At 63.1% G+C, this 25454-nt stretch carries 17 protein-coding genes; 7 read left to right on the plus strand and 10 right to left on the minus strand.

What is annotated here, in order from left to right; all coding sequences use genetic code 11:
- Nucleotides 1-593 precede the first annotated feature (593 nt).
- From ACFIQF_RS10970 to queF, 4 genes are all read left to right on the plus strand, one after another.
- On the plus strand, nt 594-3605 hold the full coding sequence (locus tag ACFIQF_RS10970; RefSeq protein ID WP_393942755.1) for an Rne/Rng family ribonuclease: 3012 nt from the start codon (nt 594-596) through the stop codon (nt 3603-3605).
- 66 nt (nt 3606-3671) lie between these two features.
- Nucleotides 3672-4448, plus strand: a complete 777-nt coding sequence (yaaA, locus tag ACFIQF_RS10975) for a peroxide stress protein YaaA (protein ID WP_393942756.1) — start codon at nt 3672-3674, stop codon at nt 4446-4448.
- Between the two features lie 26 nt (nt 4449-4474).
- The gene (locus tag ACFIQF_RS10980; protein ID WP_393942759.1) at nt 4475-5338 is read left to right on the plus strand and encodes a 2OG-Fe(II) oxygenase; all 864 of its coding nucleotides are present in this window, start codon (nt 4475-4477) and stop codon (nt 5336-5338) included.
- Between the two features lie 53 nt (nt 5339-5391).
- Nucleotides 5392-6249 (plus strand): NADPH-dependent 7-cyano-7-deazaguanine reductase QueF, encoded by an 858-nt coding sequence (gene queF / locus ACFIQF_RS10985; RefSeq protein ID WP_393942761.1) that lies wholly within the window; start codon nt 5392-5394, stop codon nt 6247-6249.
- Nucleotides 6250-6252: 3 nt separating this feature from the next.
- On the opposite strand, the gene ACFIQF_RS10990 is transcribed toward queF, so the two are convergent.
- From ACFIQF_RS10990 to ACFIQF_RS11010, 5 genes are all read right to left on the minus strand, one after another.
- The gene (locus ACFIQF_RS10990; RefSeq protein WP_393943013.1) at nt 6253-7488 is read right to left on the minus strand and encodes a Y-family DNA polymerase; all 1236 of its coding nucleotides are present in this window, start codon (nt 7486-7488) and stop codon (nt 6253-6255) included.
- A gap of 127 nt (nt 7489-7615) precedes the next feature.
- Entirely contained in the window at nt 7616-8938 is a 1323-nt protein-coding gene (locus tag ACFIQF_RS10995; RefSeq protein ID WP_393942763.1) for an MFS family transporter, read from the minus strand.
- 130 nt (nt 8939-9068) lie between these two features.
- Entirely contained in the window at nt 9069-10004 is a 936-nt protein-coding gene (locus tag ACFIQF_RS11000) for a DMT family transporter (protein WP_393942765.1), read from the minus strand.
- 148 nt (nt 10005-10152) lie between these two features.
- Complete coding sequence (locus ACFIQF_RS11005) at nt 10153-11313, minus strand: YidB family protein (RefSeq protein ID WP_393942767.1); 1161 nt, start codon at nt 11311-11313, stop codon at nt 10153-10155.
- 803 nt (nt 11314-12116) lie between these two features.
- Nucleotides 12117-13286 carry an alpha-hydroxy acid oxidase gene (locus ACFIQF_RS11010; protein ID WP_393942769.1) on the minus strand — a complete coding sequence of 390 codons (1170 nt, stop codon included), beginning with the start codon at nt 13284-13286 and terminating at the stop codon, nt 12117-12119.
- Nucleotides 13287-13563: 277 nt separating this feature from the next.
- Here ACFIQF_RS11010 and ACFIQF_RS11015 point away from each other — a divergent pair, with 277 nt between their 5' ends.
- Entirely contained in the window at nt 13564-15225 is a 1662-nt protein-coding gene (locus ACFIQF_RS11015; protein WP_393942771.1) for an L-lactate permease, read from the plus strand.
- Nucleotides 15226-15253: 28 nt separating this feature from the next.
- On the opposite strand, the gene ACFIQF_RS11020 is transcribed toward ACFIQF_RS11015, so the two are convergent.
- The 4 genes from ACFIQF_RS11020 to xdhA form a co-directional block, all read right to left on the minus strand.
- A complete protein-coding gene (locus ACFIQF_RS11020; protein ID WP_393942773.1) occupies nt 15254-15400 on the minus strand; it encodes a hypothetical protein in 147 nt (48 codons plus the stop codon).
- 433 nt (nt 15401-15833) lie between these two features.
- Nucleotides 15834-17135 (minus strand): NCS2 family permease, encoded by a 1302-nt coding sequence (locus ACFIQF_RS11025; RefSeq protein ID WP_393942775.1) that lies wholly within the window; start codon nt 17133-17135, stop codon nt 15834-15836.
- A 113-nt stretch (nt 17136-17248) separates the two neighbouring features.
- Nucleotides 17249-19672 (minus strand): xanthine dehydrogenase molybdopterin binding subunit, encoded by a 2424-nt coding sequence (xdhB, locus tag ACFIQF_RS11030; RefSeq protein WP_393942776.1) that lies wholly within the window; start codon nt 19670-19672, stop codon nt 17249-17251.
- A 1-nt stretch (nt 19673) separates the two neighbouring features.
- Complete coding sequence (gene xdhA, locus ACFIQF_RS11035) at nt 19674-21233, minus strand: xanthine dehydrogenase small subunit (protein WP_393942777.1); 1560 nt, start codon at nt 21231-21233, stop codon at nt 19674-19676.
- Between the two features lie 252 nt (nt 21234-21485).
- Between xdhA and ACFIQF_RS11040 the strand changes: the two genes are divergently transcribed.
- Both ACFIQF_RS11040 and ACFIQF_RS11045 read left to right on the plus strand, forming a co-directional pair.
- Nucleotides 21486-22739: a lytic murein transglycosylase gene (locus tag ACFIQF_RS11040; protein WP_393942779.1), complete on the plus strand. Its 1254-nt coding sequence runs from the start codon at nt 21486-21488 to the stop codon at nt 22737-22739.
- Nucleotides 22740-22761: 22 nt separating this feature from the next.
- Complete coding sequence (locus ACFIQF_RS11045; protein WP_393942780.1) at nt 22762-23082, plus strand: heavy metal-binding domain-containing protein; 321 nt, start codon at nt 22762-22764, stop codon at nt 23080-23082.
- A 107-nt stretch (nt 23083-23189) separates the two neighbouring features.
- Here the strand turns inward: ACFIQF_RS11045 and pbpC are convergent, their stop codons facing one another.
- A complete protein-coding gene (pbpC, locus tag ACFIQF_RS11050; RefSeq protein ID WP_393942782.1) occupies nt 23190-25442 on the minus strand; it encodes a penicillin-binding protein 1C in 2253 nt (750 codons plus the stop codon).
- Nucleotides 25443-25454: the final 12 nt, after the last annotated feature.

Consider the following 25454-nt stretch of genomic DNA (forward strand, 5'->3'; position numbering starts at 1 on the left):
TGCGCGATAGAGTTATTGGTTAACCGGTGAGCAGTTTAATTCACCCACCAGTACCCGCACAGGCCGGTCGATGTCTGACCGACGGCCTTGCCCCGCCGCCTGCATACCAAGAAATTGCGCAGGCCAGGCAAGCAGTCGGGTGGGCAGACACAGTGAAACACAACGAAATTACAGATTTCTGACGGCCCCTGCCGCAGCGTGCGTGGACTTCCACCCGCTTGCCAAACGGACCGTTTGCACACCAACATGATGATTTTGTGGGCTTGGATGGCAACTCTCTGGCGCAGCAGCAGCTGCGCGCCAGTGCGCCCGTCCGTGCCCGCTGTGCGCATGTTTTCTGGGCAGTTCCTGCAGCCGGTGGCAGCCATTCCTTGGCTGGCCGGCTATTTATATGCCCTCTCCCGCGTGCCAAAACCGCCTGTGCTGACATAAAGTATTACCAGCAAACCATGGCACGCTCTGTACCTTCATCCGTTTCTCTGCGTCTGTCCCTGCATCTGCGGCTCCAGTAAGAGCCTGTTTATTGTTTGGGATTGGAGACTGGTACCTGCCTGACAAAGGTTGCCAGTCCCGCATTACGAAGGACGCGCATCATGAAACGGATGCTGATCAACGCCACGCAAGCTGAAGAGCGACGCCTCGCCATCGTGGATGGCCAGAAGCTGCTGGATTACGAGATCGAGATCGAAGGCCGCGAACAACGCAAAGGCAACATCTACAAAGCCGTTGTCACCCGGGTCGAACCCAGTCTGGAAGCCTGTTTCGTCGATTACGGCGAAGACCGCCACGGCTTCCTGCCATTCAAAGAAATTTCCAAGCAGTACTTTGCCGAGGGCGTCTCGCCCAGCCAGGCGCGCATCAACGATGTGATCCGCGAAGGCCAGGAAATGATCGTTCAGGTCGAGAAGGAAGAGCGCGGCAACAAAGGCGCTGCGCTCACCACCTTCATCTCGCTGGCCGGCCGCTATGTGGTGCTGATGCCCAACAACCCCCGTGGCGGTGGCGTCTCGCGCCGCATCGAGGGTGACGAGCGCGCCGAGCTCAAAGAAGCCATGGACCAGCTCGAATACCCCAAGGGCATGTCCATCATTGCGCGCACCGCCGGCATTGGCCGCAGCGCGCCTGAGCTGCAATGGGATTTGAACTACCTGCTCAAGCTCTGGGGTGCCATCGACGGCGCGGCCAAAGCTGGCAAGGGCGCTTTCCTGATCTACCAAGAGTCGAGCCTGGTGATCCGCGCCATTCGCGACTACTTCAACAACGAAATCGGTGACATCCTGATCGACACGGATGACATCTATGAGCAAGCCCAGCAGTTCATGGCACATGTGATGCCTGAGCATGCTGCACGTGTGAAGCGCTACCGCGACGACGCACCGCTGTTCAGCCGCTTCCAGATCGAACACCAGATCGAATCGGCCTACTCGCGCACCGTCACCCTGCCCTCGGGCGGCGCCATTGTGATCGACCACACCGAAGCGCTGGTCTCGATCGACGTCAACTCGGCCCGCGCCATCAAGGGCGGCGACATCGAAGAAACCGCTACCCGCACCAACCTGGAAGCCGCCGACGAAGTGGCCCGCCAGATGCGCCTGCGCGACCTCGGCGGCCTGATCGTGATCGACTTCATCGACATGGAAGAGTCGAAGAACCGCCGCGATGTGGAAAACCGCCTGCGCGACGCGCTGCGCCAAGACCGCGCCCGCGTGCAGTTCGGCACCATCAGCAAGTTCGGCCTCATGGAGATGAGCCGCCAGCGCCTCAAGCCCGCGCTGAGCGAAGGTGCCCACATCAACTGCCCCCGCTGCGGCGGCTCGGGCCACATCCGCGACGCCGAAAGCTCGGCGCTGCAAATCCTGCGCATCATCCAGGAAGAGTCGATGAAGGACAACACGGCAGCCGTCAACTGCCAGGTGCCGGTCGAAGTCGCCTCCTTCCTGCTCAACGAAAAGCGCACCGAAATCCAGAAGATCGAGCTCAAGCAACGCGTCTCGGTCACCATGGTGCCCAACAAGTCGCTCGAAACGCCGCACTACAAGCTCGAGCGCATGAAGCACGACGACCCGCGCCTCGACACCATGGAGGCGAGCTACAAGCTGGCCGATGCCGAGGAAGAACAAGTCGGCTTCACCCGCCGCTCGCAAGAGCCCACCAACAAGCAAACGCCGGTCATCAAGGGCGTGTTGCCTGACGCACCGGCTCCCATCGCCGAACCCCGCCCCGCGCCCGCTGCCCGCGCTGCCGCCAACCAGGCCGCCGCTCCCGCACCAGCGCCTGTGGCGGCACCAGCGCAAGAAACCGGCCTGTGGGCGGCCATCAAGCGCTTTTTCGGCTTTGGCGCACCGGCTCCCGTCGCAGCGCCTGCGCCCGTAGTGGCCGAGCCTGCCAAGGAAACCCGCAAGGAAGGCCGTGACGGCCGCAATGGCAACCGCCGCAACGAGCAACGTGGCGAGCGCGGTGAGCGCAACGGCCAAGGCAGCCGAGACGGCAACCGCCGCAATGGCGAACGCAGCGAGCGCGGTGAACGCACGGAGCGCGGTGAGCGCGCCGAAGGCGAGCGCAATGGCCGCAACCGCAATGGCGAGCAGCAAGAAGGCCGCGACAACCGCCGCCGCAACGAGCAGCGCGGTGAGCGCCCAGAGCGCAACCGCCGCGACGAAGCCGCCGTCAACACCCTGGCAGACAATGCCAATGGCGAAGCCCAGGCCGAGCGCCAAGAGCGCGCACCGCGCCCTGAGCGCGGCCCCCGCCGTGAACGTGGCGAGCGCACGGAGCGCAACGAGCGCCGCAACCAAGGCGAAGAGATCCAGCGCGACAACGCCGCTCTGGCACCCACCCCGGTCGACGCCGAAGCCGTCATCGCCTCGCTGCCGTCGCTCGATCTGGACAGCAACACCACCAGCAGCCAACCCGCTGCCGAAGGCGAAGCCACCCCAGAGCGCCGCGAACGCCGCTCGCGTGACCGCTATGGCCGCGACCGCCGCAACCGCGGTGAGCGCCAGCCACGCGATGAGCAAAACCCCGAAGGCCTGAACGCCGAAGCAGAAGCAGCACCCGCTGTGACTGCCCAGGCCGAAACCGAAGCCGCACCACGCCGCAGCTACTTTGACACCGCTGCCAGCGCACCGATTGCCGTGGCCGCTGTGGCTGAGACGGTGGCTGTGGAAGAAGTGGTTGCTGCACCTGTGGTTGCCGAAAGCGCGCCTGCACCGGTAGCAGCGCCCGTGGTAGCACAAGCGCCTGCTGCCGCACCAGTAGCACCCGTTGCTCCTGCTGCACCAGCAATTGCAGCTGTGGCTGCCGTGGCTGAGCCAGCGCCCCAAGGCCTGCCCAAGATCGCCAGCTATACGCTGCCCTTGGAGCAACTCAACGCCATCGCAGCCAACGCCGGTCTGCAATGGGTCAATTCGGATGTGGAAAAGGTAGCAGCCGTACAAGCGGCCATTGCCGCCGAGCCCAAGCCCGTGCATGTGCCACGCGAGCGGCCACCGCTGGTGGTGCTCGACGAAGGCCCGCTGGTCCTGGTCGAAACCCGCAAAGACCTGGCCGCGATGGTGCTGCCGTTTGAGCGTGAAGCCGAACGCCCCGCACCCACAGCCGCTTAAGCCCCAAAGCTAGGCACACAGGCCGGATCACCTCCGGCCTGTTTCATTATCACAAGCCGTATTGCCATGTTGTTTTTGCTCTCCCCCGCCAAATCGCTGGACTACGAAACGCCGCTGCCGGCCGATCTGCCGCACACGCAACCGCAGTTTGTGGCGCAGTCCAAGGCGCTGATCGCCGTGCTGCGCCAGCAATCACCGCAACAGATCGCCAGCCTCATGTCCATCAGCGACAAGCTCGCTGCGCTGAACGTGGCGCGCTATGAGGCCTGGTCGCCCAAGTTCACGGCCAAAAACTCGCGCCAGGCCATCATGGCCTTCAATGGCGATGTGTACGACGGCCTGCAGGCCCAGAGCCTGAGCGCCAAGCAGCTGGACTGGGCGCAATCGCACCTGTGCCTGCTCAGCGGCCTGTACGGCGTGCTGCGCCCGCTCGACTGGATGCAGCCCTACCGCCTGGAAATGGGCACCCGCCTGGCCACTGATAAAGGCAGCAACCTGTACCAGTACTGGGGCACGCAGATTGCCGACTACCTGAACCAACAGCAAGCGGGCGAAGACGCGCCCGTGGTCATCAACCTGGCTTCGCAGGAATACTTCAAATCGGTCGATCGCAAGGCGCTGCGCGCCCGCGTAGTCGATTGCAGCTTTGAAGACTACAAGAACGGCCAGTACAAGATCATCAGCTTCTTTGCCAAAAGAGCGCGCGGTCTGATGGCGCGCTACGCCATTGAACACCAGGCCAAAACGCCTGCCGTGTTGAAAAAATTCAACACCGATGGCTATGCTTACGCCAGTGACGTCTCCACGGCCGAGCATTTGGTTTTCCGCAGAAAAGCCGATTGATGCACAATGGCCGCGAAAGGAAAGCCATGACCGCCTCGCAACCCATCACGCCGGAATTGCGCGCCTGGATCATTGAACAGGCCAGCGCCGGCGTCAGTGCCCAAAGTGTCTTCAAAGCCATGGTCGACGCCGGCTGGAACGAAGACGTGGCCGAATCGGCCATGGAAAAAGTGCTCACCGAACACCTGCAAAGCGTGCAAGGGGCCAACACCGAGATCGCCACCCAGATCAGCCGCCCGCTGCCCGAGCCGGCCCTGATGGACCAGCCCGGCAGCATCGACGTGGGCGACCGCCAGGTCAGCGTGCTGCTGAGCATGAAGCACCCGCGCATCGTGGTCTTCGGCAACCTGCTGTCCGACGAGGAATGCGACGCCATCATCGCCTCCGCCCAGCCGCGCATGAAGCGCTCGCTGACGGTGGAAACCAAGACCGGCGGCGAAGAAGTCAACGCCGACCGTACCAGCGATGGCATGTTTTTTCAGCGCGAGGAAACGCCCGTCGTCGCCACGCTGGAGCGCCGCATCGCCAAATTGGTGAACTGGCCCGAGAGCCATGGCGAAGGCCTGCAAGTGCTGCACTATCGGCCCGGTGCCGAGTACAAGCCGCACTACGACTACTTTGACCCTAGCCAACCCGGCACGCCCACCATCTTGAAGCGCGGCGGCCAGCGCGTGGCCACCCTGGTGATCTACCTGAACAACCCCGAAGCCGGCGGCGGCACCAGCTTCCCCGACGTCGGGGTGGAGGTGGCGCCGCGCCGTGGCAATGCGGTGTTCTTCAGCTACGCCACGCCAGAGCCGTCGACCAAATCGCTGCATGGCGGCTCGCCCGTAGTACGCGGCGAAAAATGGATAGCCACCAAGTGGCTGCGCGAAGGCGAATTCAAATAAAAACAGCGGCTGCCGCCTCACCCGCAGGCCGCAGCCGTTTTCTCTCCCCCAGCATGACTTTCTCTCCCCAACCCGAGCAATCGCCCCTGGGCCAGCGCTCGGCGTACATCGACCAGTACGACCCCACCCTGCTCTTTCCCCTGCCCCGTGCGGCCAAGCGCGAAGAGCTCGGCATTGCCGCCGACAAGCTGCCTTTCTTTGGCGCCGATCTGTGGACGGCCTACGAGGTCTCCTGGCTCAATCTGCGCGGCAAGCCGCAGGTGGCGCTGGTGAGCTTTACCATTCCCTGCGAAACGCCCAACATCGTCGAGAGCAAATCCTTCAAGCTCTACCTCAACAGCATCAACAACAGCCGCTTTGCCACGGCCGACGAAGTGCGCGCCAAGCTGGTAGCCGATGTGAGCGAAGCCGTCTGGCGTGGCGCACCGCACAGCGCCACCATCGGCGTCAAGCTGATCGACCCCGAAATGTTCGACGCCCAGCCCGTGCAAGAGCTCGACGGTCTGAACCTGGACCGCTTGGATATCGATTGCGAGCACTACCAGCCCGCGCCCGAGCTGCTGACCGCCGCTTTCGACGAAGCGCCCGTGACCGAAGTGCTTTGTAGCCGCCTGCTCAAAAGCAACTGCCTGGTCACCGGCCAGCCCGACTGGGGCAGCGTGCGCATCAGCTACACCGGCCCGGCCATCAACCAGGAGAAGCTGCTGCAGTACATCGTCAGCTTCCGCAACCACAACGAGTTCCACGAGCAATGCGTGGAGCGCATGTTTGTCGACATCTGGCGCCAGTGCAAACCGCTGCGCCTGACCGTCTACGCGCGCTACACACGCCGTGGCGGGCTGGACATCAACCCGCTGCGCACCAGCCACCCGATGGCGCTGCCCGCCAACGTGCGCACGGCGCGCCAATAAGCGCTACTCATCGTCCGTAAACAGGGGCAAGGTGTAAGGGTCGCTGCCCTTGTCGTGCAGTGCGTACTGTGCCTTTTTCTCTGCCGCTTTGACTGCCTGCGCATCGCCCACCAAACCTTGCGCCAGCGCCTGTTCCTGCGGCAAAAGATTGCCCACACGCACGCCCAGCAAACGCAAGCGCTGGTCCAGCGGCGCACGCTTCAAACACTGGCCGGCCGCGTGGCGGATGGCCTTGGCATCGCTGGTATACAGCGGCAGGCTGTGGTCGCGGGTGGCAATCTTGAAATCCGGATAGCGCAGCTTGATGCCGATGGTGCGGCCCACATAGCCTTTGCGCTGCAGATCGGCCGCCACCGATTCGCACAGCTCGGTGAAGATGGCGCCCAGCTCGGCCTTGTCGCGCACCGCGTGCAGATCGCGATCGAACGTGGTCTCGCGGCTCATCGACACCGGCTCGCTCTCGGTCACCACCGGCCGACTGTCGCGCCCCCAGCTCGATGCATGCAACCAGGCGCCATAGCTGCGGCCAAACTCCTGCACCAACCAAAGCGGCTCGCGCGCGGCCAGGTCGCCAATCGTCTGGATGCCCAGCGCCTGCAACTTGGCATCGGCCTTGGGGCCTACGCCATTGATCTTGCGGCAGGCCAGCGGCCAGATGCGGCTTTGCAGATCGCTCTCCAACACGACCGAGACGCCGTTGGGTTTGTTGAACTCGCTCGCCATCTTGGCCAGTTGCTTGTTGGGCGCAACGCCTACCGAGCAGGTCAGCCCGGTGGCGGCAAAAATCTCGCTTTGCAGACGCAGCGCCAGCGTGCGGCCCTGCTCGTGCTGGCCACCTTCCACATGGGTGAAATCAATGTAGACCTCGTCCACGCCCCGGTCTTCCATCTGCGGCGCAATCGCGGTGATGATGCCTTTGAACTGGCGCGAAAACTGGCGGTAGCGCGCAAAATCCACCGGCAGCAAAATCGCCTGCGGGCACAGCTTGGCGGCTTTCATCATGCCCATGGCCGAGCCCACGCCAAAGGCCCGCGCCTGGTAGGTGGCGGTGGTGATGACGCCGCGCCCCACGTAGTCTTTGAGCAGCGGAAAAGCCGCCACCGGGATCTCCGCAAGCCGCCCACCGTAGGCAGCGGTGAGCGCATCGTCCTCGCGCCGGCGCCCGCCGCCAATGATCACCGGCAAACCCTTGAGCTGCGGGTAGCGCAGCAGCTCGACCGACGCATAAAAAGCGTCCATGTCCAGGTGCGCAATGCGGCGGCGCGGTGGCAACGGGGCAAAAGAATCGGGGCTCACCGCGCTATTGTCGCCGCGCAAAACAAACCCGGCACGCAGGCCGGGTTCGCTGTGGCAGATCGTTGGCCGCTCAGTGGTCGTGGTGCAGATACGCCGCCTGTTTTGGCAGGCGCAGGCTGAACAGGAAGGCGATCACCATCATCGCCGACACGTACCAGAAGAAGGCGCTCTCGTGGCCGGCACTCTTGAGCGCCAGTGCCACAAATTCGGCCGAGCCACCAAAAATGGCATTGGCCACCGCATAAGCAAAACCCACGCCCAGTGCGCGCACTTCGGGCGGGAACATCTCGGCTTTCACAATGCCCGAAATCGAGGTGTAGAAGCTGACGATGCCCAGCGCCACCACGATCAGCAAACCGGCCATTTCAGGCGAGGAAGCGTGCTGCAAGCTAGTGAGAATCGGCACGGTGAAAATCGCGCCCAGTGCGCCAAACAGCATCATGCACAGGCGCCGGCCAATGCGGTCGGACAGCATGCCGAACAGCGGCTGCATGCACATGTAGATGAACAGGCAAATCGTCATCACATAGCTGGCCGTCTTGATCGGCAAGCCCACGCTGTTGACCAGATACTTCTGCATGTACGTGGTGAAGGTGTAGAAGATCAGCGAGCCGCCGGCCGTATAGCCCACCACGGTGACAAAGGCGCGCCAGTGGTGCTTGAACAGATTGCCGAGCGTGCCGGTTTCCTTGTCGTGCATGGCTGCCTCCGATTGCGTCTCGTGCAAGGTACGGCGCAGCATCATCGCCACCACGGCCGCCAAGGCACCGCAAACGAAGGGAATGCGCCAGCCCCATTCGCGCAGCTGGGCGTCGGTCAAGAGCGCCTCCAGAATCACGATCAAGAGCACGGCCAGCAGTTGGCCACCAATCAGCGTTACATACTGGAAAGAAGAGAAAAACCCGCGCTGGCCCTTGAGCGCCACTTCGCTCATGTAGGTAGCGGTAGTGCCGTATTCACCACCCACCGACAAGCCTTGGAACAGGCGGCACAGCAGCAACAAAAACGGCGCCAACGCGCCAATCTGTGCGTAGGTGGGCAAACAGGCGATCACCAGCGAGCCGGCGCACATCATGGTCACCGAGATCAGCATGGATTTTTTGCGGCCGTACTTGTCGGCGATGCGGCCAAACAGCCAACCGCCGATCGGGCGCATCAAAAAACCGGCGGCAAACACGCCGGCGGTATTGAGCAACTGCACCGTCGGATCGCCTTTGGGGAAGAAGGCGGCGGCAAAGTAAATCGAAGAAAACGCGTAAACGTAAAAATCGAACCACTCGACCAGATTGCCTGACGAGGCCGCCATGATGGCGAAGATGCGGTGGCGTTTTTCTTCGGCGCTGTAGTGCGGAGGTGTTCCGGCTGCAGCAGAGGAAGGACTTTGTGTTGTCATAGCTATGGTCCCATCGTGACTGATAGAACCATGATGCGCCCGCAACAAAAACACTGCTGTCAGACGGGTGCTACAAGCGCTTGGAATCAACGCGACAACTGCAGCCGCTCAAAAACCGTTCAACCTAGCGTCACAACTGCGTGCAGATGATGACAATGCCGATCAGCACCAGCGCAATGCCCCATTTCTCGTTCAGGCGCAACTGCTCCTTGAGAAAGCGGCGCGAGACGATGTAGCTGAAGATCACCTCCACCATGCCCAAGGTCCGCACCGAAGCCGCGCTTTGCAAGGCATAGGCGCTGAACCAGGCGAGCGAAGCCGCACTGCCCATGCAACCCGCCACAAGCGACACGCGCCAGGCTTTGGCAATACGCACCAGCACGCCCGGATCGCGCCACACAAACCACAGGCCCATGGCCAAGGTCTGCATGCACTGCGCGGTGAAAACGCCCCAAGCGCCGGAGAGCAAGGCGGTGGGCGCTTGCAGCTCCAGCGCAGCACCACGGAAACCCACGGTGGCAATCGCAAAACAAGCGCCGCAGATCAGGCCGTACAAAGCCGCTTTGCTGCGCCATTCAAAGCGCGCACCGGGCTGGCGCGGCGGCATGGACAGCAAGGCCACGCCTACCGTGGCAATCGCCATGGCCCCCAAAGCCCAGGCGGTGGGCAGCTCATGCAAAAACACCGCACCAAACAAGGCGACCTGCAGAACCTCGGTCTTGGACAAAGTAACCGCCACCGCAAAATTGCGCTGCTGCATGGCCAGCAGCAATGCGCCGGTTGCAGCGATCTGGAAAAAAGCGCCCAGCGCAATCCAGCCAAAGTAGGCCCAGCTCCAATGCGTGATCTGCGGCGGCGTGCTGGGAACCGTATAGAGCAGCACCAGTGCCAGCCCGGCCAGCGGCAAGCCGTACAAAAAGCGCACCAGCGTGGCCGCCCAGGTGCCCAGCTCTGCGGTCAGCGAACGCTGCGCGGCATTGCGCGCGGTCTGCGCCACGGCCGCAAACACCACCAGCGCAATCCACCAACCACCCCAAGACATTGCTGCCCCCGTCTCATTAGCCATGGCCCAAACACTCCTGCATCAAGTCTGAAATGCTAGGCGATCGGGCCAGCGCCCGCCCCTGCATTTGGCGATGAGTGACAGCGGCATCTGGCAAGCGGGTGCAAAAAAGCCGCCTCGCGGCGGCTTGGGCTGGCTGCTTGGAGCTGCCTCAGTTGGCGCGCAACACCACGTCGACGCGGCGCGAAGCAGCGTTGGTGGCGCCTGTGTCCGAAGTCTCCGCGGGCTTTTCCAACACGGTGCGGTCAACCGGCACGCCGGCAACCACCAGCGCCGCTTGCACGGCCGTGGCACGTTGCTTGGACAGCTCGGCGTTCTTGGCGGCGTCGCCCGTCGGGTCGTTAAAGCCCGAGATCACCGCTTTCTGCTCAGCGTGGGCTTGCAGATAAGCCACCATGGCCTTGGCCTTGTCGGCGAACTCGGCCGGCACCTCGACCTTGCCCGAGTCAAAGAAAACCTGCAGCTTGGGCACGTCTTGCACCAGGCTGTCGAGCACCGCTGCGCCCGTGGGCGCCGCATCGGCGGCCGGTGCGGCTGCGGGAGCTGCAGCTGGGGCCGGCTCAGGCGCGGGAGCTGGGGCCGGTGCAGGTGCCGGAGCGGGCGCTGGAGCCGGTGCTGGCGTTGGTGCCGCCGTGGGCGCAGGCGCGCTCTCGGGCGACTTTTTGCCGCAATAGGTGATGCCAAAAATCACCACCAAAGCACCAATCAGCCAAGGCACCCATTTGCCAATACCGCCACCGGCCGCGCTGGCCGCTTGCGCCGCAGAAGCACCAGCAGCGGAAGCGGCCGAACCGACGGAACTGGCTGCCGCGCCCACCGACGATGCGGCAGAAGATGCAGCCGCAGACGCAGCCGCCATGCCCGTACCAGCCACTGCGGCGCCACCGGCCACCAGGCCGCCGAGCATGGATTGCCCGCTGCCAATGAGTGCAGACACCTCCGCCGGCAAAGCCGCAGGCACGGTGCCACCGGGCGTCAGGCGCGACACCAGCATCGGCAACAAGCTGCCAACTGCCGATGTCACCGCATCGCGCGGCAGATGCAGTTTGTCGCTGATGGTGGCCAGCAGGCCGCCGGATGCGCCAAACAGCGATTCCACCTGGTCGTTATTGGGAGCTTGCGGCGGCGTGGCCGTGCCCAGCCAACTGGCCGCCATCTCACCCAGGCCAGCCCCGCGCACCCGCTCCAACAAACCCGAGAGCCCGCCCTTGGACGGATCGGTGACATAGGCCAGCACCATGGCGATCAGGTCTTTGGATTTATCGCCCAGGCCATAGCGACCTGCAAATTCTCGAATCAGCGTGTCAAACATCCGGTTCCTCCTGTGGTGAGCATCACCCACCCAGCATGCAGGGTCGGCAATCCAAGCAGTCTAGAAAGCGAAAATGTCCGCCCCATGTAGGACAACGCGCCAGCAAAGAAATTTTTGCAAGTCTTGACAAATACTTGCAGACACGCGCTGCCTTTGAGCGCAAGGCAATAGGGCATGCCATTTCAGGATTTAGAGAGCAATAGGCCTTGCAACGGCCACCCTTTCGCCCTACGGTTCATCACGGAATAGCAGCCTTTGAACAAGCACTATTGACCTTCATCGCGCAATTCACGCAGGCTGTTGGCTGTTTCTCCCCTTTCAGCCAGCGCCTGCGATCGGAGTAAACGCCGGCGGTTTGGCTGCCGCAGGACAGCCAAACTTCGTGCTCTGACTTGCGTCATCTGTTTGAACGCAGCGCCTTGGCGCGGAGAGAGTTATGACGCACGCCGGCGTTTGCTTCGAGCGGAGGTTGCCCCGAAAGATTCGCTACGCGAAGCTTTCGGGGACGCTGGCTGCGGGGCACGTTTTTTCCCCTCGCTTTTTGTCGTGCAACAAAAAGGGAGGTCGCCTGCCGGGGCGAAATCCCGGCATCTGCGCGAAGCGCAGAGGTCCCAAACAGAGGGCACAAACGCTCACCGCTACGCGTTCGCTGCCCCCGGCCGCAAGCAAACCTAGCCAACCGCCAGTTAAAAACTGACCCAGCCACACCCGCGCAAAGCACAAACAAAAACAGCGCAGCCATCATTGGCTGCGCTGTCGTCCTCTCACGGACTCAGCCCCAAAGCCTTGCCCGCAAAAGCTCGTCAATACGGCAACGGATAAGTACCCGGCACCAGAATGCTCTTGTCCACCGTGTTGATGTTGGTGTGGCCACAAAACGCCATTGAGGTGTCCAGCTCTTTCTGAATGATCTGCAGCGCCTTGGCTACGCCCTCTTGGCCAAAAGCGCCCAGGCCGTACAAAAAGCTGCGCCCGATCAGCGTGCCCTGTGCGCCCAGCGCACGCGCCTTGAGCACGTCCTGGCCGCTGCGGATGCCGCTGTCGAGCCAGACCTCGATGTCCTTGCCGGCGGCTTGCGCAATCGACGGCAACGCGTCGATGGTGGCGGGCGCGCCGTCGAGCTGGCGGCCGCCGTGGTTGCTGACGATCAGCGCATCTGCGCCGGTCTCGGCGGCCAGACGGGCGTCTTCGGCTTCCATGATGCCCTTGAGAATCAGCTTGCCGCCCCAGCGCTTTTTGATCCATTCCACATCGTTCCAGTTCAGGCTTGGGTCAAACTGGTCGGCCGTCCACGAGCCCAGCGAACTCATGTCCGCCACGCCTTTGACGTGGCCGACGATGTTGCCAAAACTGCGGCGCTTGGTACCCAGCATGCCCATGCACCAGCGCGGCTTGGTGGCCAGGTTGATGAGGTTGCGCAGCGTTGGCTTGGGCGGTGTGGAGAGGCCGTTTTTGATGTCCTTGTGGCGCTGGCCCAGGATCTGCAGATCCAGCGTCACCTGCAGTGCCGAGCAGTTGGCGGCCTTGGCGCGGTCGATCAGGCGCTCCATGAAATCGCGGTCGCGCATCACGTAAAGCTGGAACCAGAACGGGTGACGGCCGGTGTTCTCGGCCACATCTTCGAGCGAGCAGATGCTCATGGTCGACAAGGTGAACGGAATGCCAAACGCCTTGGCCGCGCGCGCCGCCAGAATTTCGCCGTCGGCGTGCTGCATGCCGGTCAGGCCCGTCGGCGCAATCGCCACCGGCATGGCCACGTCCTGGCCCACCATGGTGCTGCGCGTGCTGCGCCCTTCCATGTTGACGGCTACGCGCTGGCGCAGCTTGATTTTCTGGAAAGCGGCTTCGTTGTCGCGGTACGTGCCCTGGGTGTAAGAGCCCGAATCGGCATAGTCATAAAACATGCGTGGCACGCGCTGTTGGGCGAGCACGCGCAGGTCTTCGATACAGGTGATCTTGGATAAATCGGCCACAAGTTGTCTTTCAGCAATACGGGGAGGAGAGCATCTGCCATGTTGGCGGCAATGCCCGGGTTCAGCCAACGCGCCTGCCCCGTGGGCTGTCACTCAGGCGGCAGCGGCGCACACAGGCTTCGGGTTTGTCTGAACTGCAAACCAATTGTCAGGCCGACATTATGTCGAGGTTCTATACATCAAGGCGTTTCAGTCATAACAACGGTTGTGCATCCTGTCTTGACCGCGCTGGCCCTGCCAGTGTTGCGGTGTGCAACCTCATCAAGGAGAGCGTGGCATGGTGTGGCAACAGATCTACAACCCCCTGGGCAATATGGTGCTCTCCACCTTGCTGGCCGCGCTGCCAGTGGTGGTGATGCTGGTTGGCCTGGGTTTCTTGCACATGAAGGCGCATATCGCCGCAGGCGCGGGCCTGGTGTGCGCACTGCTGATCGCTGTGCTGGTGTACGGCATGCCGGCCGACATGGCAGGCCGCGCAGCCTTGTTTGGCGGCCTCACCGGCCTGCTGCCAATCGGCTGGATCGTGCTGAACATCATCTTTTTGCACCAGCTGACCGAGCACAACGGCAGCTTCAAGGTGCTGCAGGATTCGATCGCCGGCATCACCGAGGACCGGCGCATCCAGCTGCTGCTGATCGCCTTTGCCTTTGGCGCCTTCTTTGAAGGTGCGGCCGGCTTTGGCACGCCGGTGGCGGTGACGGCGGCCATCCTCATTGGCCTGGGCTTTTCGCCGCTCGCGGCCTCAGGCCTGTCGCTCATCGCCAATACCGCGCCGGTCGCCTTCGGCGCGCTGGGCACGCCGGTGATCACACTGGCCAAGGTGCATGGCTACGACCTGATGGAAGTCACCGCCATGGTGGGCCGCCAGCTGCCCTTCTTCTCGGTGCTGGTGCCGTTCTGGCTGATCTGGGCTTTTGCCGGCCGCAAGGGCATGATGGAAATCTGGCCCGCCATTTTGGTGACCGGCCTGTCCTTCGCCATTCCGCAATACCTGGTGTCCAACTTCATCGGCCCCGAGCTGGTGGACATCATTGCCGCCATCGTCTCCATGGCCTGCCTGATCGCCTTCTTGCGCATCTGGCAGCCCAAGACCATCTGGCGCTCTACCTCGCTCAAAGGCCGCATCAACGGCGAGAGCGAAGGCACGGCCGCCCGCGCCATCACTCAGCATTCGCGTGCCGACGTGATCCGCGCCTGGACGCCCTGGGCCATTCTTACCGTCTTCGTCTTCATCTGGGGCCTGCCCTCGGTCAAGGCTGCGCTCAACGGCCTGTTTGCGCCCTCGTTCCCGATGAGCGGCCTGCACAACCTGATCGAAAAAGTGCCTCCCGTCGTGCCCAAGCCCACCAAGGAAGGCGCGGTCTACGTGCTGAACCTGCTCTCGGCCACCGGCACCGGCATTTTGCTATCGGCCATTGTGGGCGGCTTGGTCATGAAATACAGCCCGGTGGCCCTGGTCAAGCAGTTCTTCAAAACCCTGGTGCTGGTGCGCTACTCGCTGCTGACCATCGTGCTGATGCTGGCCCTGGGCACCCTCACCCGCTACTCGGGCACCGACACCACGCTGGGCCTGGCCTTTGCCAACACCGGCGTGCTCTACCCCTTCTTCGGCACCATGATGGGCTGGCTCGGCGTGGCGCTGACGGGCTCGGACACCGCATCGAACGTGCTGTTCGGCGGCATGCAAAAAGTGGCAGCTGAACAGCTGGGCCTGTCGGCCAACCTGATGGGCGCAGCCAACAGCTCGGGCGGCGTGATGGGCAAGATGATCGACGCCCAATCCATCGTCGTCGCCTCCACCGCCACGCGCTGGTTCAACCACGAAGGCGACATCTTGCGCTATGTGTTTTTCCACTCGATAGCGCTGGCCAGCTTGGTGGGCATATTCGTTACTTTGCAAGCCTACGTGTATCCGTTCACGCTGATGGTAGTGAAGTAAAGCCCCAAAAAACACCACCTCAAGGCCATCACTCGATGGCCTTTTTTACTGCTTCGTCTTGAGTTTCAGGGAGCATCAGCGTGGTGACGAAGCCAGCTGTATTGCCTGCGTTGAGAGTCTTCTTTTTGAGGTAGAGAGATGGCCACGTATGCTTGGTTGCGACGAAGCAGGCCATCAGGCTTTGCTGCACCCTGAGAAGAAAAATCGGCACAACTCTCGCAGGCTGTTTGGAGCCCTCCACCCCTTCCAGCCAGCGCCTGCGATCGGAGTTAACGCCGGCAGTTTGGCTGCCGTAGGACAGCCAAACTTCGTGCTCTGACTCGCAGACGCTGTTTGAACGGAGCGCCTTGGCGCGGAGAGAGTTCGTCTGCGCGCCGGCGTTTGCTCCGAGCGCAGGTTGCCCCGAAAGATTCGCTACGCGAAGCTTTCGGGGACGCTGGATGTGGGGCAGATTTTACGCCTCCCTTTTTGGCTGGGCAAAACGGGAGGTCGCCTGCCGGGGCGAGTCCCGGCCAGCTACGGCATGCAATGCCCATCAATACCAGTTAAAAAACTACCCTCCAAAATCTGCGCGAAGCGCAACGCCCTCCGCCTGGGCAAAGGCGCAATCAATGCCCGCCAATATAAGCAAACTTGAACAAAAACAAGCCAGCAATGATCCACACCATCCAATGCACTTCCCGTGCACGCCCCGTGCACAGCTTGATGGCCGCATACGAAATAAAGCCGAAGGCCAAACCGTTGGCGATGGAATAGGTAAACGGCATCATCACCGCCGTGATGGCGGCCGGAATGGCTTCGGTGGAATCGTCCCATTCCACTTCGGTCAGCTCCTTGAGCATCAGGCAAGCCACAAACAACAGCGCGGGCGCGGTGGCATAGGCGGGCACCGAGCCAGCCAGCGGCGCGATGAACAAACAAGCCAGGAAAAGCACGGCCACCGTAATCGCCGTCAAACCGGTGCGGCCACCGGCTTGCACACCCGAAGCGCTTTCCACATAAGCGGTGGCGCTGGAGGTACCGAGCAAAGAGCCGGCGAAGATGGCGCCGCTGTCGGCCAGCAGCGAGCGGTGAAAGCGCTCCATCTTGCCCGGCACCAGCAAGCCGGCACGCTTGGCCACGCCCATCAAGGTGCCGGTGGCGTCAAACAATTCCACCAAAAAGAACACCAGCACCACGTTGAGGAAACCGGTGGACAAAGCGGTTTTGATGTCGAGCTTGAAGAAGGTCGGCTCAATCGACGGTGGCGCCGAGAACACGCCCTGGAACTGGTTGCCGCCCCAGATGAACGACGAGACGGTCACCGCCAGAATGCCGATCAAAATGGCGCCGGGCACCTTCAGGCGGTCGAGCACCACGATCAACAAAAAGCCCAGTGCAAACAGAATCACCGGGGCGCTGTGCAGATCGCCCAAGGTCACCAAGGTGGCCTTGGATTCCACCACCACGCCCGCGCTCTTGAGCGCAATCAGCGCTAGGAACAAACCGATACCCACGGTGATCGCCACCCGGATTGACTGCGGTATGCCCTTGATGATCTGGTCCCGCAAGCGGAACACCGTCACCAGCAAGAACAAACAGCCCGAAACAAAAACCGCGCCCAGCGCCGCCTGCCAGGTGTAGCCCATGCCCAGCACCACCACGTAGGCGAAATAGGCGTTCAAGCCCATGCCGGGCGCAATCGCAATCGGGTAGTTGGCGAGCAAGCCCATCAGCACCGAGCCGATGGCGGCGATCAAACAGGTGGCCACAAACACCGCACCCTTGGGCATGCCCGCGTCACCCAGAATCGAGGGATTGACGAACATGATGTAGGCCATGGTCAGGAAGGTGGTCAGCCCGGCCAGGATTTCGGTGCGCACCGTGGTGCCGTGCTCGCCGAGCTTGAAGAATTTCTCCAATCCATTCATTGCGGGTTCTCCTGCTGGTTGGTGGTGAGAAAAAAAGGCATAGGTCTGCGTTGGCAAAAAATAAAACGGCGGCGAGTATCGCAGCTGGCACGCGCCAGCGCAGCGCTCGGCTATCAAGCCCCTTGCTGCACCGCCTCTATCGCGGCCAGCACCGCCTCGGCAGTGGCGGGTGCGCGCAGTGGCGGGCAGCAGCCAGCAGGGCCGCACGCGGCCACCGCATCGCGGATCGCAAAGAACACCGAGAAAGGCAACAACAAAGGCGGCTCACCCACGGCCTTGCTGCGGTGAATACTGTCGTGTGGATTCGCACCATCGAACAGCTGCACCTTCAACACCGGCGGACAATCGTTGGCGGTAGGAATCTTGTAAGTGCTGGGCGCATGCGTCAGCAGCGCACCGGTCTTGGGGTGCCAAACCAGCTCTTCCATCGTGAGCCAACCCAGGCCCTGGATGAAAGCGCCTTCGACCTGGCCGATATCGACAGCCGGGTTCAGCGAGCGCCCCACATCGTGCAAAACATCGGCGCGCAGCAGCTTGCTCTCGCCCGTCAAACTGTCCACCAGCACCTCGCTCACCGCAGCGCCGTAAGCGAAATAAAAGAAGGGCCGGCCCTGCAAGGTCTTGCTGTCCCACGACAAGCCCGGCGTAGCATAAAACCCGTCGGACCACAGCTGCACGCGCTCCAGATAGGCCTGCTTCACCACATCGGCAAAGGCCAGCGATTCGCCGCCCACCAACACACAGTCATTGGCAAAACGCACATCGGCAGCTGCGCAGCCATGGCGCTCGGCCACGCTGGCGGCCAGGCGCTCGCGGATCTGGCGCGCTGCATCTTGCGCGGCTTTGCCGTTGAGATCGGTGCCCGTCGAAGCAGCGGTGGCCGAGGTGTTGGCCACCTTGCTGGTGTCGGTGGCGCTCACGCGCACACGCTCAAACGCTACGCCCAGCTCGTGCGCCACCACTTGCGCCACCTTGGTGTTCAAACCCTGGCCCATTTCGGTGCCGCCGTGGTTCACCAGAATCGAGCCGTCGTTGTACACATGTACCAAGGCACCAGCCTGGTTGAAGTGCTTGACGTTGAACGAGATGCCGAACTTCACCGGCGTCAACGCCAGCCCGCGTTTGAGCACCGGGCTGCTGGCGTTGAAAGCGTCGATCTGCGCGCGCCGCACGCGGTAATCGCTGCTGGCTTCCAGCTGCGCCACCAGCTCGTCGATGATGTTGTCATCGACCACCTGGCCATAAGGCGTGGTATTGCGCTCGTGCTTGCCGTAGAAATTGGCACGCCGCACATCGAGCGGGTCTTGGCCCAGCTGGCGGGCGATGGTGTCGAGAATGTTCTCCATCACGATCGCGCCCTGCGGCCCGCCAAAGCCACGGAAAGCGGTGTTGCTCTGCGTATTGGTCTTGCCCATGCAGCCTTGCATGCTGACGTTGGGCAACCAGTACGCATTGTCAAAATGGCAGAGCGCCCGCGTCATCACCGGTGCCGACAAATCGGCCGAATGCCCGGCGCGCGACACCATGGTGACCTCGGCACCCACGATGCGGCCAGCATCGTCATAGCCAATGTCGTACTCGTACCAGAAACAGTGGCGGCGCCCGGTGATCAGAAAATCGTCATCGCGATCAAGCCGCAGCTTGACTGGCCGCTGCAACCGCTTGGCAGCCACTGCGGCGACGCAGGCAAACAGCGCCGATTGCGACTCTTTGCCGCCAAAACCGCCGCCCATGCGCCGGCATTCCACCTGTACATCGTGCGCCTGCACACCCAACGCATGCGCCACCAGGTGTTGCATCTCGCTGGGGTGCTGGGTAGAGCAGAACAGGTGCAGGGCATGCCCTTCCTTGGGGATGGCGTAGCTGATCTGCCCTTCCAGATAAAACTGCTCTTGCCCGCCCACTTGCCACTGGCCTTGCAAGCGGTGCGGTGCCTGCGCAATGGCTTGCGCTGCGGTGCTGCCATCGACACTGCGCGCCAGGCGCATGGGCGGCTGCACGTACTTGCGCAATTGGTGCGCTTGCTGCGGTGTCAGCACTGGCTCGGTGGCCTCGACCTGCGCGTATTTTTTGGCCTGTGCTGCGGCACGCCGGGCGGCCTGGCGCGTGCGTGCCAGCACGGCAAACAGGGGCTGGCCCAGGTAACGGATTTCGCCATCACACAGAATCGGGTCGTCGTGGATGATCGAGCCGCAATCGTTGACGCCAGGGATATCGGCCGCCGTCAGCACATCGACCACACCGGGCAAGGCACGCAGCGCCTCCAGATCCAGCGCCAGCAAGCGGCCGTTCGCCACGGGCGCCAAGCCCAAAGCGCAATGCAAGGTGCCCGCCAGCTCGGGCAGATCGTCTATATACGCAGCTTCGCCAGCCACATGCAAAGCAGCCGATTCGTGCGGTCGGCTGATGCCTACGCGCCGGCCCTGCTGTAAAGCCTGGGCTTCTTCGGCAAGATCGATGCGGGCAGATTGGTTCTCGGCATAAGGCGCAAAGGCCTCGGCGTTTTGCAGCAATGGGTGAGGAATGGCCTGGTTCATCTCAAACTCCTTGCGCAACGGCTGCTGCCATGTTGTGCGGCATGACCGACCAGACGCTGGTGGCCGCGCCGGGCAAAGGCGCATCGGGCCGCGTCTCCAGCCACAAGCGCTGCAACAGGTTTTGCGCTACTTTCATGCGGTAGCTGTCGCTGGCGCGCATATCGGTGAGCGGCTGAAAATCTTGCGCCAACGCGGCTTGGGCGCGCTTCACTGCCGCCGCATCCCAAGGCTGGCCCAGCAGCGCGGCTTCCGCCTGCGCTGCGCGTTTGACGGTCGCTGCCATGCCGCCGTAAGCAAGACGCACGCTTTGCACCAAGCCTGCGCCATCCAGCGTCAGCGCAAAGCCAGCGCAGAGCGCAGAAATATCGCAGTCAAAACGCTTGCTGATCTTGTACGCTCGCACCTGCTGCGCAGGCCCGGGCAACGGCACCTCCAAAGCCTGCACCAGCTCGCCGGGCTGCAACTGGTTCTTCATGTAATCCAGGTAAAAATCGGCCAGCGCCATGCGTCGCACACGCTCGCCCTGGCGCAAAACAATCTGCGCATCCAGCGCCATAAGCACCGGCGGCGCATCGCCGATCGGCGAGCCGTTGGCCACATTACCTCCCATGGTGCCGGCGTGGCGCACGGGTGGCGATGCAAAGCGCAACCACACCTCGGTCAAGCTCGGCCAGCGCTGCGCCAGGGCCGCCCAGGCCGCCTCCAAGGAAGCACCAGCGCCTATGTGCAAAACGCCATCACGCTCTTCTATGCGCTGCAGCTCGGCCACGCGGCCAACGGCAATCAAATCGCCCAACTCGCGAAACTGTTTGGTGATCCACAAGCCCACATCGGTGGTGCCGGCAACCAACCGCGCCTGCGGCAACTGCTCGCGCAAACGCGCCAGGCTGGCCACGCTGGCAGGCGCATAAAACTGCGTCTGGCCATCGCTGTACTGCCAATCTTCATCGCTGTGCAAGGCTTGCAAAGCCGCTACAACAGGCGCTGCTGCCAGTGTTTGCGCAGGCAGATCGAACATGCGCTGACTCGCATCCAAAATGGGCCGGTAGCCCGTGCAGCGGCACAGGTTGCCGGACAAAGCATCGGCCAATTGTTGGCGCGTAGGCGCGGGGCCGCTTTGCGCCTGGTGCTGCTCATAAACAGCCCACAGCGACATGGCAAAACCCGGCGTGCAAAAGCCGCATTGCGAGCCGTGGCACTCCACCAAAGCCTGCTGCACCGGGTGCAAGTGGGTGCAGTTGTTGGTCGATGCTGGTGCAGGTTGGCCAATGCGCTTGAGATCTTCCACCGTGAACAAAGCTTTGCCCTGCAAATTGGGCAGGAGCTGGATGCAAGCGTTCACCGTCTGCAGCCTCAGGCCTTGCACCGCTTGTGCATCGCCGGGCTGCGCCAGCTCAGCCACCACCACGGTGCAAGCGCCGCAATCGCCTTCGTTGCAACCTTCCTTGCTGCCCTTGCATTGCGCATCGTCACGCAGCCAGTCCAAAACAGTCTGCGTGGGCGGTACCTGGTTCACCTCGGTAATGCTGCCTTGGTGGTAGAAGCGGATGGGCTGGTTCATGGCGGTCACTAGCAATCGAAAAACGGTCAATGGCGGCGCGCACAGCGCGGTGGGCAATGCCCATACCAGCGTAGTGTGCCCCGCTGCCCGGTGCATAACAAGCCAGCAATAGGCAGTATCGGGGCGGTCATATAGTTTTGGGTTTACCCGCATTGCACCGCTGCGCGAGCCGGCGCAGAAAAATGCGTAAGCAATGGTCGCAGCCCCGGGTTTACCAGCAGCGCGCCATGGCAAACAGGTATATTGCGCAGCATGACTTTCTGCAGCCCCACCCTCGTTCTGCGCCCGCTGGCACTCGCTGCCAGCCTGGGCCTTGCCAGCCACGCTGCGCTGGCCCAATCCAGCGCCCCGCAAGAGCCGCCTCAGCTGAGCCAGGCCGAGTTCCAATCGTGCCTGGGCGAGCTGCGCGGCAGCAAGGCGTTTGCCGCCATCACGCCCACCACCTTCAGCCAATACACCGAGCACCTGCAGCCCGATGCCACGGTGCTGCCGCTGCTCAACCGCCAGCCTGAGTTCAGCATGCCGGTGTGGGATTACCTGGCCGTGCTGGTAGATGAGCAACGCGTGGCCGATGGCCGCGCCAGCTACGCCAAGTGGCAGGACACGCTCGCCAAGATCGAGCAAACAACGGGCGTGGCCGCGCCCATCGTCGTGGGCGTCTGGGGCGTGGAGAGCAACTTCGGCCAGAACCTGGGCGGCCGCTCGCTGGTGCAATCGCTGGGCACGCTCTCGTGCTTTGGCCGCCGCCAGGCCTATTTCCGCGGCGAATTTGCCAGCGCGCTGCGCATTCTGCAAGAGGGCCACATCGCCGAAGCCAAGCTGGTGGGCTCCTGGGCCGGCGCCTTTGGCCAGACGCAGTTCATGCCTTCCACCTTTTTCCGCAGCGCGGTCGATTTTGACGGCGACGGCCGCCGCGACATCGTAGACAGCGTACCTGACGCGCTGGCTTCGACCGCCACTTTTCTGAAAAACGCCGGCTATCGCGCCGGCCAGCCCTGGGGCTTTGAGGTGAAGCTGCCCGCCGGTTTTGACACCAGCGACGCCGGCCGCAAAAACAAAAAGCCGATCGCCAGCTGGCGCGCTGCCGGCGTCACCCTGGCCAACGGCCAAGCCCTGCCCGACAGCCTGCCCAGCGCCGGCCTGATGATTCCCGCCGCCGGTGGCCCGGCCTTTTTGGTGGGCCGCAATTTCGACGCGCTCTACAGCTACAACGCCTCGGAAAACTACGCGCTGGCCATTGCCCAGCTCTCCAACCTGGTGGCCGACCCCAGCGAAACCCGCACCGGCTTTGTGACGCCCTGGCCCACGGACGACCTGGGCCTCTCGCGCGCCCAGAACAAGGAGCTGCAACAAGCCTTGCTAGCCAAGGGTTATGACATTGGCAGCGCCGACGGCATGATCGGCGCCAAAACCCGCGAAGCCATCAAAGCCGAACAAACCCGCCTGGGCATGAAAGCCGACGGCCGCGCCGGCCAGAAGCTCTTGCGCAGCATCAGCAACCCTTGAACCCCTTGCAGGCACCACGCACATGATCGTCACCACCACGCCCAGCATCGAGGGCAAGCGCATCACCCGCTACTGCGGCATCGTCAACGGCGAAGCCATTCTGGGCGCCAACTTTTTCAAAGACTGGTTCGCCGGCATCCGCGACATCGTCGGTGGCCGCTCGGGCACCTACGAGAAAGAACTGCAAAAAGCCCGCGACATCGCCTTGCAAGAGCTGCAAGAGCGAGCCGAAAAACTGGGAGCCAACGCTATCGTCGGCGTAGACCTGGATTACGAGGTACTCGGCCAGGACAACGGCATGCTGATGGTCTCGGCCAGCGGCACGGCGGTGGTGGCCGAATAGGCGGTTCGGCTGGCCGCGTTTTTGCAGCGGACGCGGCGAGTGGACGCGCCCGCTGCAGGGAGGTCTGCGCCAGCAGACATACCCTCCCCAACACACAGTTTCCACAGTCAACGCTTGGACTGCTTTACCCCCGCTCCCCGCACTTCCAAGCGAATGCTGTCCAGCACCTCGCCACTCGCGCTCACCAGTTCCACCTGGTGCCGGCCTGGCCAGGGCAGCCAGGCCCAGCGGGCGCCGCGGGCCACTTCTTTGCCGTCCATCTGCCAGCGGGCGGACGGCGTGTCCGCCACGAACTGCAGGCGTTGGCGGTCGGGTGGAATGTCGGGGTCGACAGCAACGATGGTGCCGTTGGCCGGGGCCAGGATGCGGGCCGTTTGCACGGCTTCGTTGGCGCTGCGCGGGGCAGGCAAGCTGTCTACGCCGGTAGAACGCGCATCCAGTGCAAACACAGCCTGCTCGGTGCCAGGCAGAAACCATTCCTGGCGGCGCGCTTCCAGCGCATATCCTGCGCCTGGCTGGCTGGCTGGTGCATCGCCAAACTCCACCCAACGGGTTTGCACGCCTGCCGGTGGCTGCGGTGCGCGGCTGGGTTGGCCTTGGTGCAAAAAGCCCATCAGGCTGGCCCACACGGGCGCAGCGCCACTGGTGCCGCTGACCGAGTGCATGGCGTCGCCGCTGGCGTTGCCTACCCAGACGCCGACGGTATAGCGGTCGGACCAGCCTATCGCCCAGTTGTCGCGCATGTCTTTGCTGGTGCCGGTTTTCACCGCCGCCCAGCTGCGCGTGCCCAGCACGCTGCTGGTACCGAAGGTGCGCACCCGCGCATTGTTGTCGGCCAGCATGTCGCCCACCACAAAGGCTGCGCCTGCGTCCAGCGCCTGGCGGAACTGCGGCTTGCCGTTGGGCGAATACACCACCTCGCTGTAACGCCCGCCATTGGCCAGAGCGCGGTAGGCGTTGGTGAGCTGCAGCAGCGGAATCTCCGGGCTGCCCAGCGCCAGGCTGTAGCCGAAGTAGCTGCCGCTTTCGCGCATGGGCATGCCCAGGTGGTTGAGCTGGTCAAAGAAGTCGTCCACACCCACCATCACCAGGGTGCGCACGGCAGGCACGTTGAGCGACGCGCCCAAGGCAGTGCGCACGCTGACCCAGCCTTTGAAGCTGCGGTCGTAGTTTTGCGGTATGTACAAACCGCTGGCGGTGGGAATGCGGGCGGGCGAATCCTCGATCAGCGAAGCCGCGGTGAGTTTGTGCTCTGCAATCGCCTGGCCATACAAAAACGGCTTGAGCGTGGAGCCCGGCTGGCGTGGTGCGAGCACGGCATCCACCTCTTGCGCCTGGCTCAGCACGCCCGACGAACCCACCCAGGCCAACACCTGGCCGCTGGCGTTGTCCAGCACCAGCACCGCGCCGTCTTGCACATTGCTGGCACGCAGCTCTTGCAGATGTTGGCGCAGCGTGTCTACCGCAAAGCGTTGCAAAGGCGCGCTGAGCGTGGTGCGAAAGCTCGCAACTGCTTGCGTGCGTTTTGCAGCCGGCTCCTTGGCTTGGCGCTGCTCGCGCAGCGCGATGCGGCTGAAGTGCGGAGCTATGCCTTCGCTGGCTTCAAAGGCGCGTTTTTTCAGCGCCAGTTCGGTGAAGAAAATCACCGCATCGCAATCCACGCTGGTGTCGCGCCGCATGTCTTTGAGCACGCCGCAAGCGCGTTGCCCCACTTGTTGCGGGCGCGCATTGGGCGCACGCACCAATGCAGCAGCCACGGCGGCTTCGCGGTCGTCCAGGCCGTGCGGCGCTTTGTCGAACAAGCTGCGCGAGAGCGCGTCGATGCCCACCATTTCGCCCCGGAAAGGCACCAGGTTCAGATAGGCTTCGAGAATCTGCGTCTTGCTCCAGCGCCGGTCCAGCACCTGCGCGGCCACGGTTTGGCCGGCCTTTTGTACCACCGAGCGGCCGCTGTTGCTGCGCCGCCAATCGTCGTCGAGCAAGCCCGCCAACTGCATGCTGATGGTGCTCGCGCCACGGGTGCGCTGGTTCCACAAATTGCCCCAGGCGGCGGCTGTGACTGCTGCCCAGTCCACACCGCTGTGCTCGTAAAAACGCCGGTCTTCGCTCAGCACCATGGCGGTGCGCAAAGCGGGCGATACATCGGCCAACGCAACCCAGTCGCCCCGGCGCACGGTGGCGTCGGTGCGCACACGCTGCAGCAGCTCACCTTCACGCGACAAGACCCGCGTCTCCGATGAGCGAAAGCCTTGTTGCACTTCGGCAAAACTGGGCACAGCCTGCGCCAGCGGAGCATAGGCATACACCGACGCCAGGCAGGCCAGCGCCAGCAGGCGCCGGGGTTCAAAACACAGTGCCATCACACGCCAACC

It is taken from the genome of Comamonas trifloxystrobinivorans, from assembly GCF_043359985.1.
Classification (GTDB): Bacteria; Pseudomonadota; Gammaproteobacteria; order Burkholderiales; family Burkholderiaceae_C; genus Comamonas; species Comamonas trifloxystrobinivorans.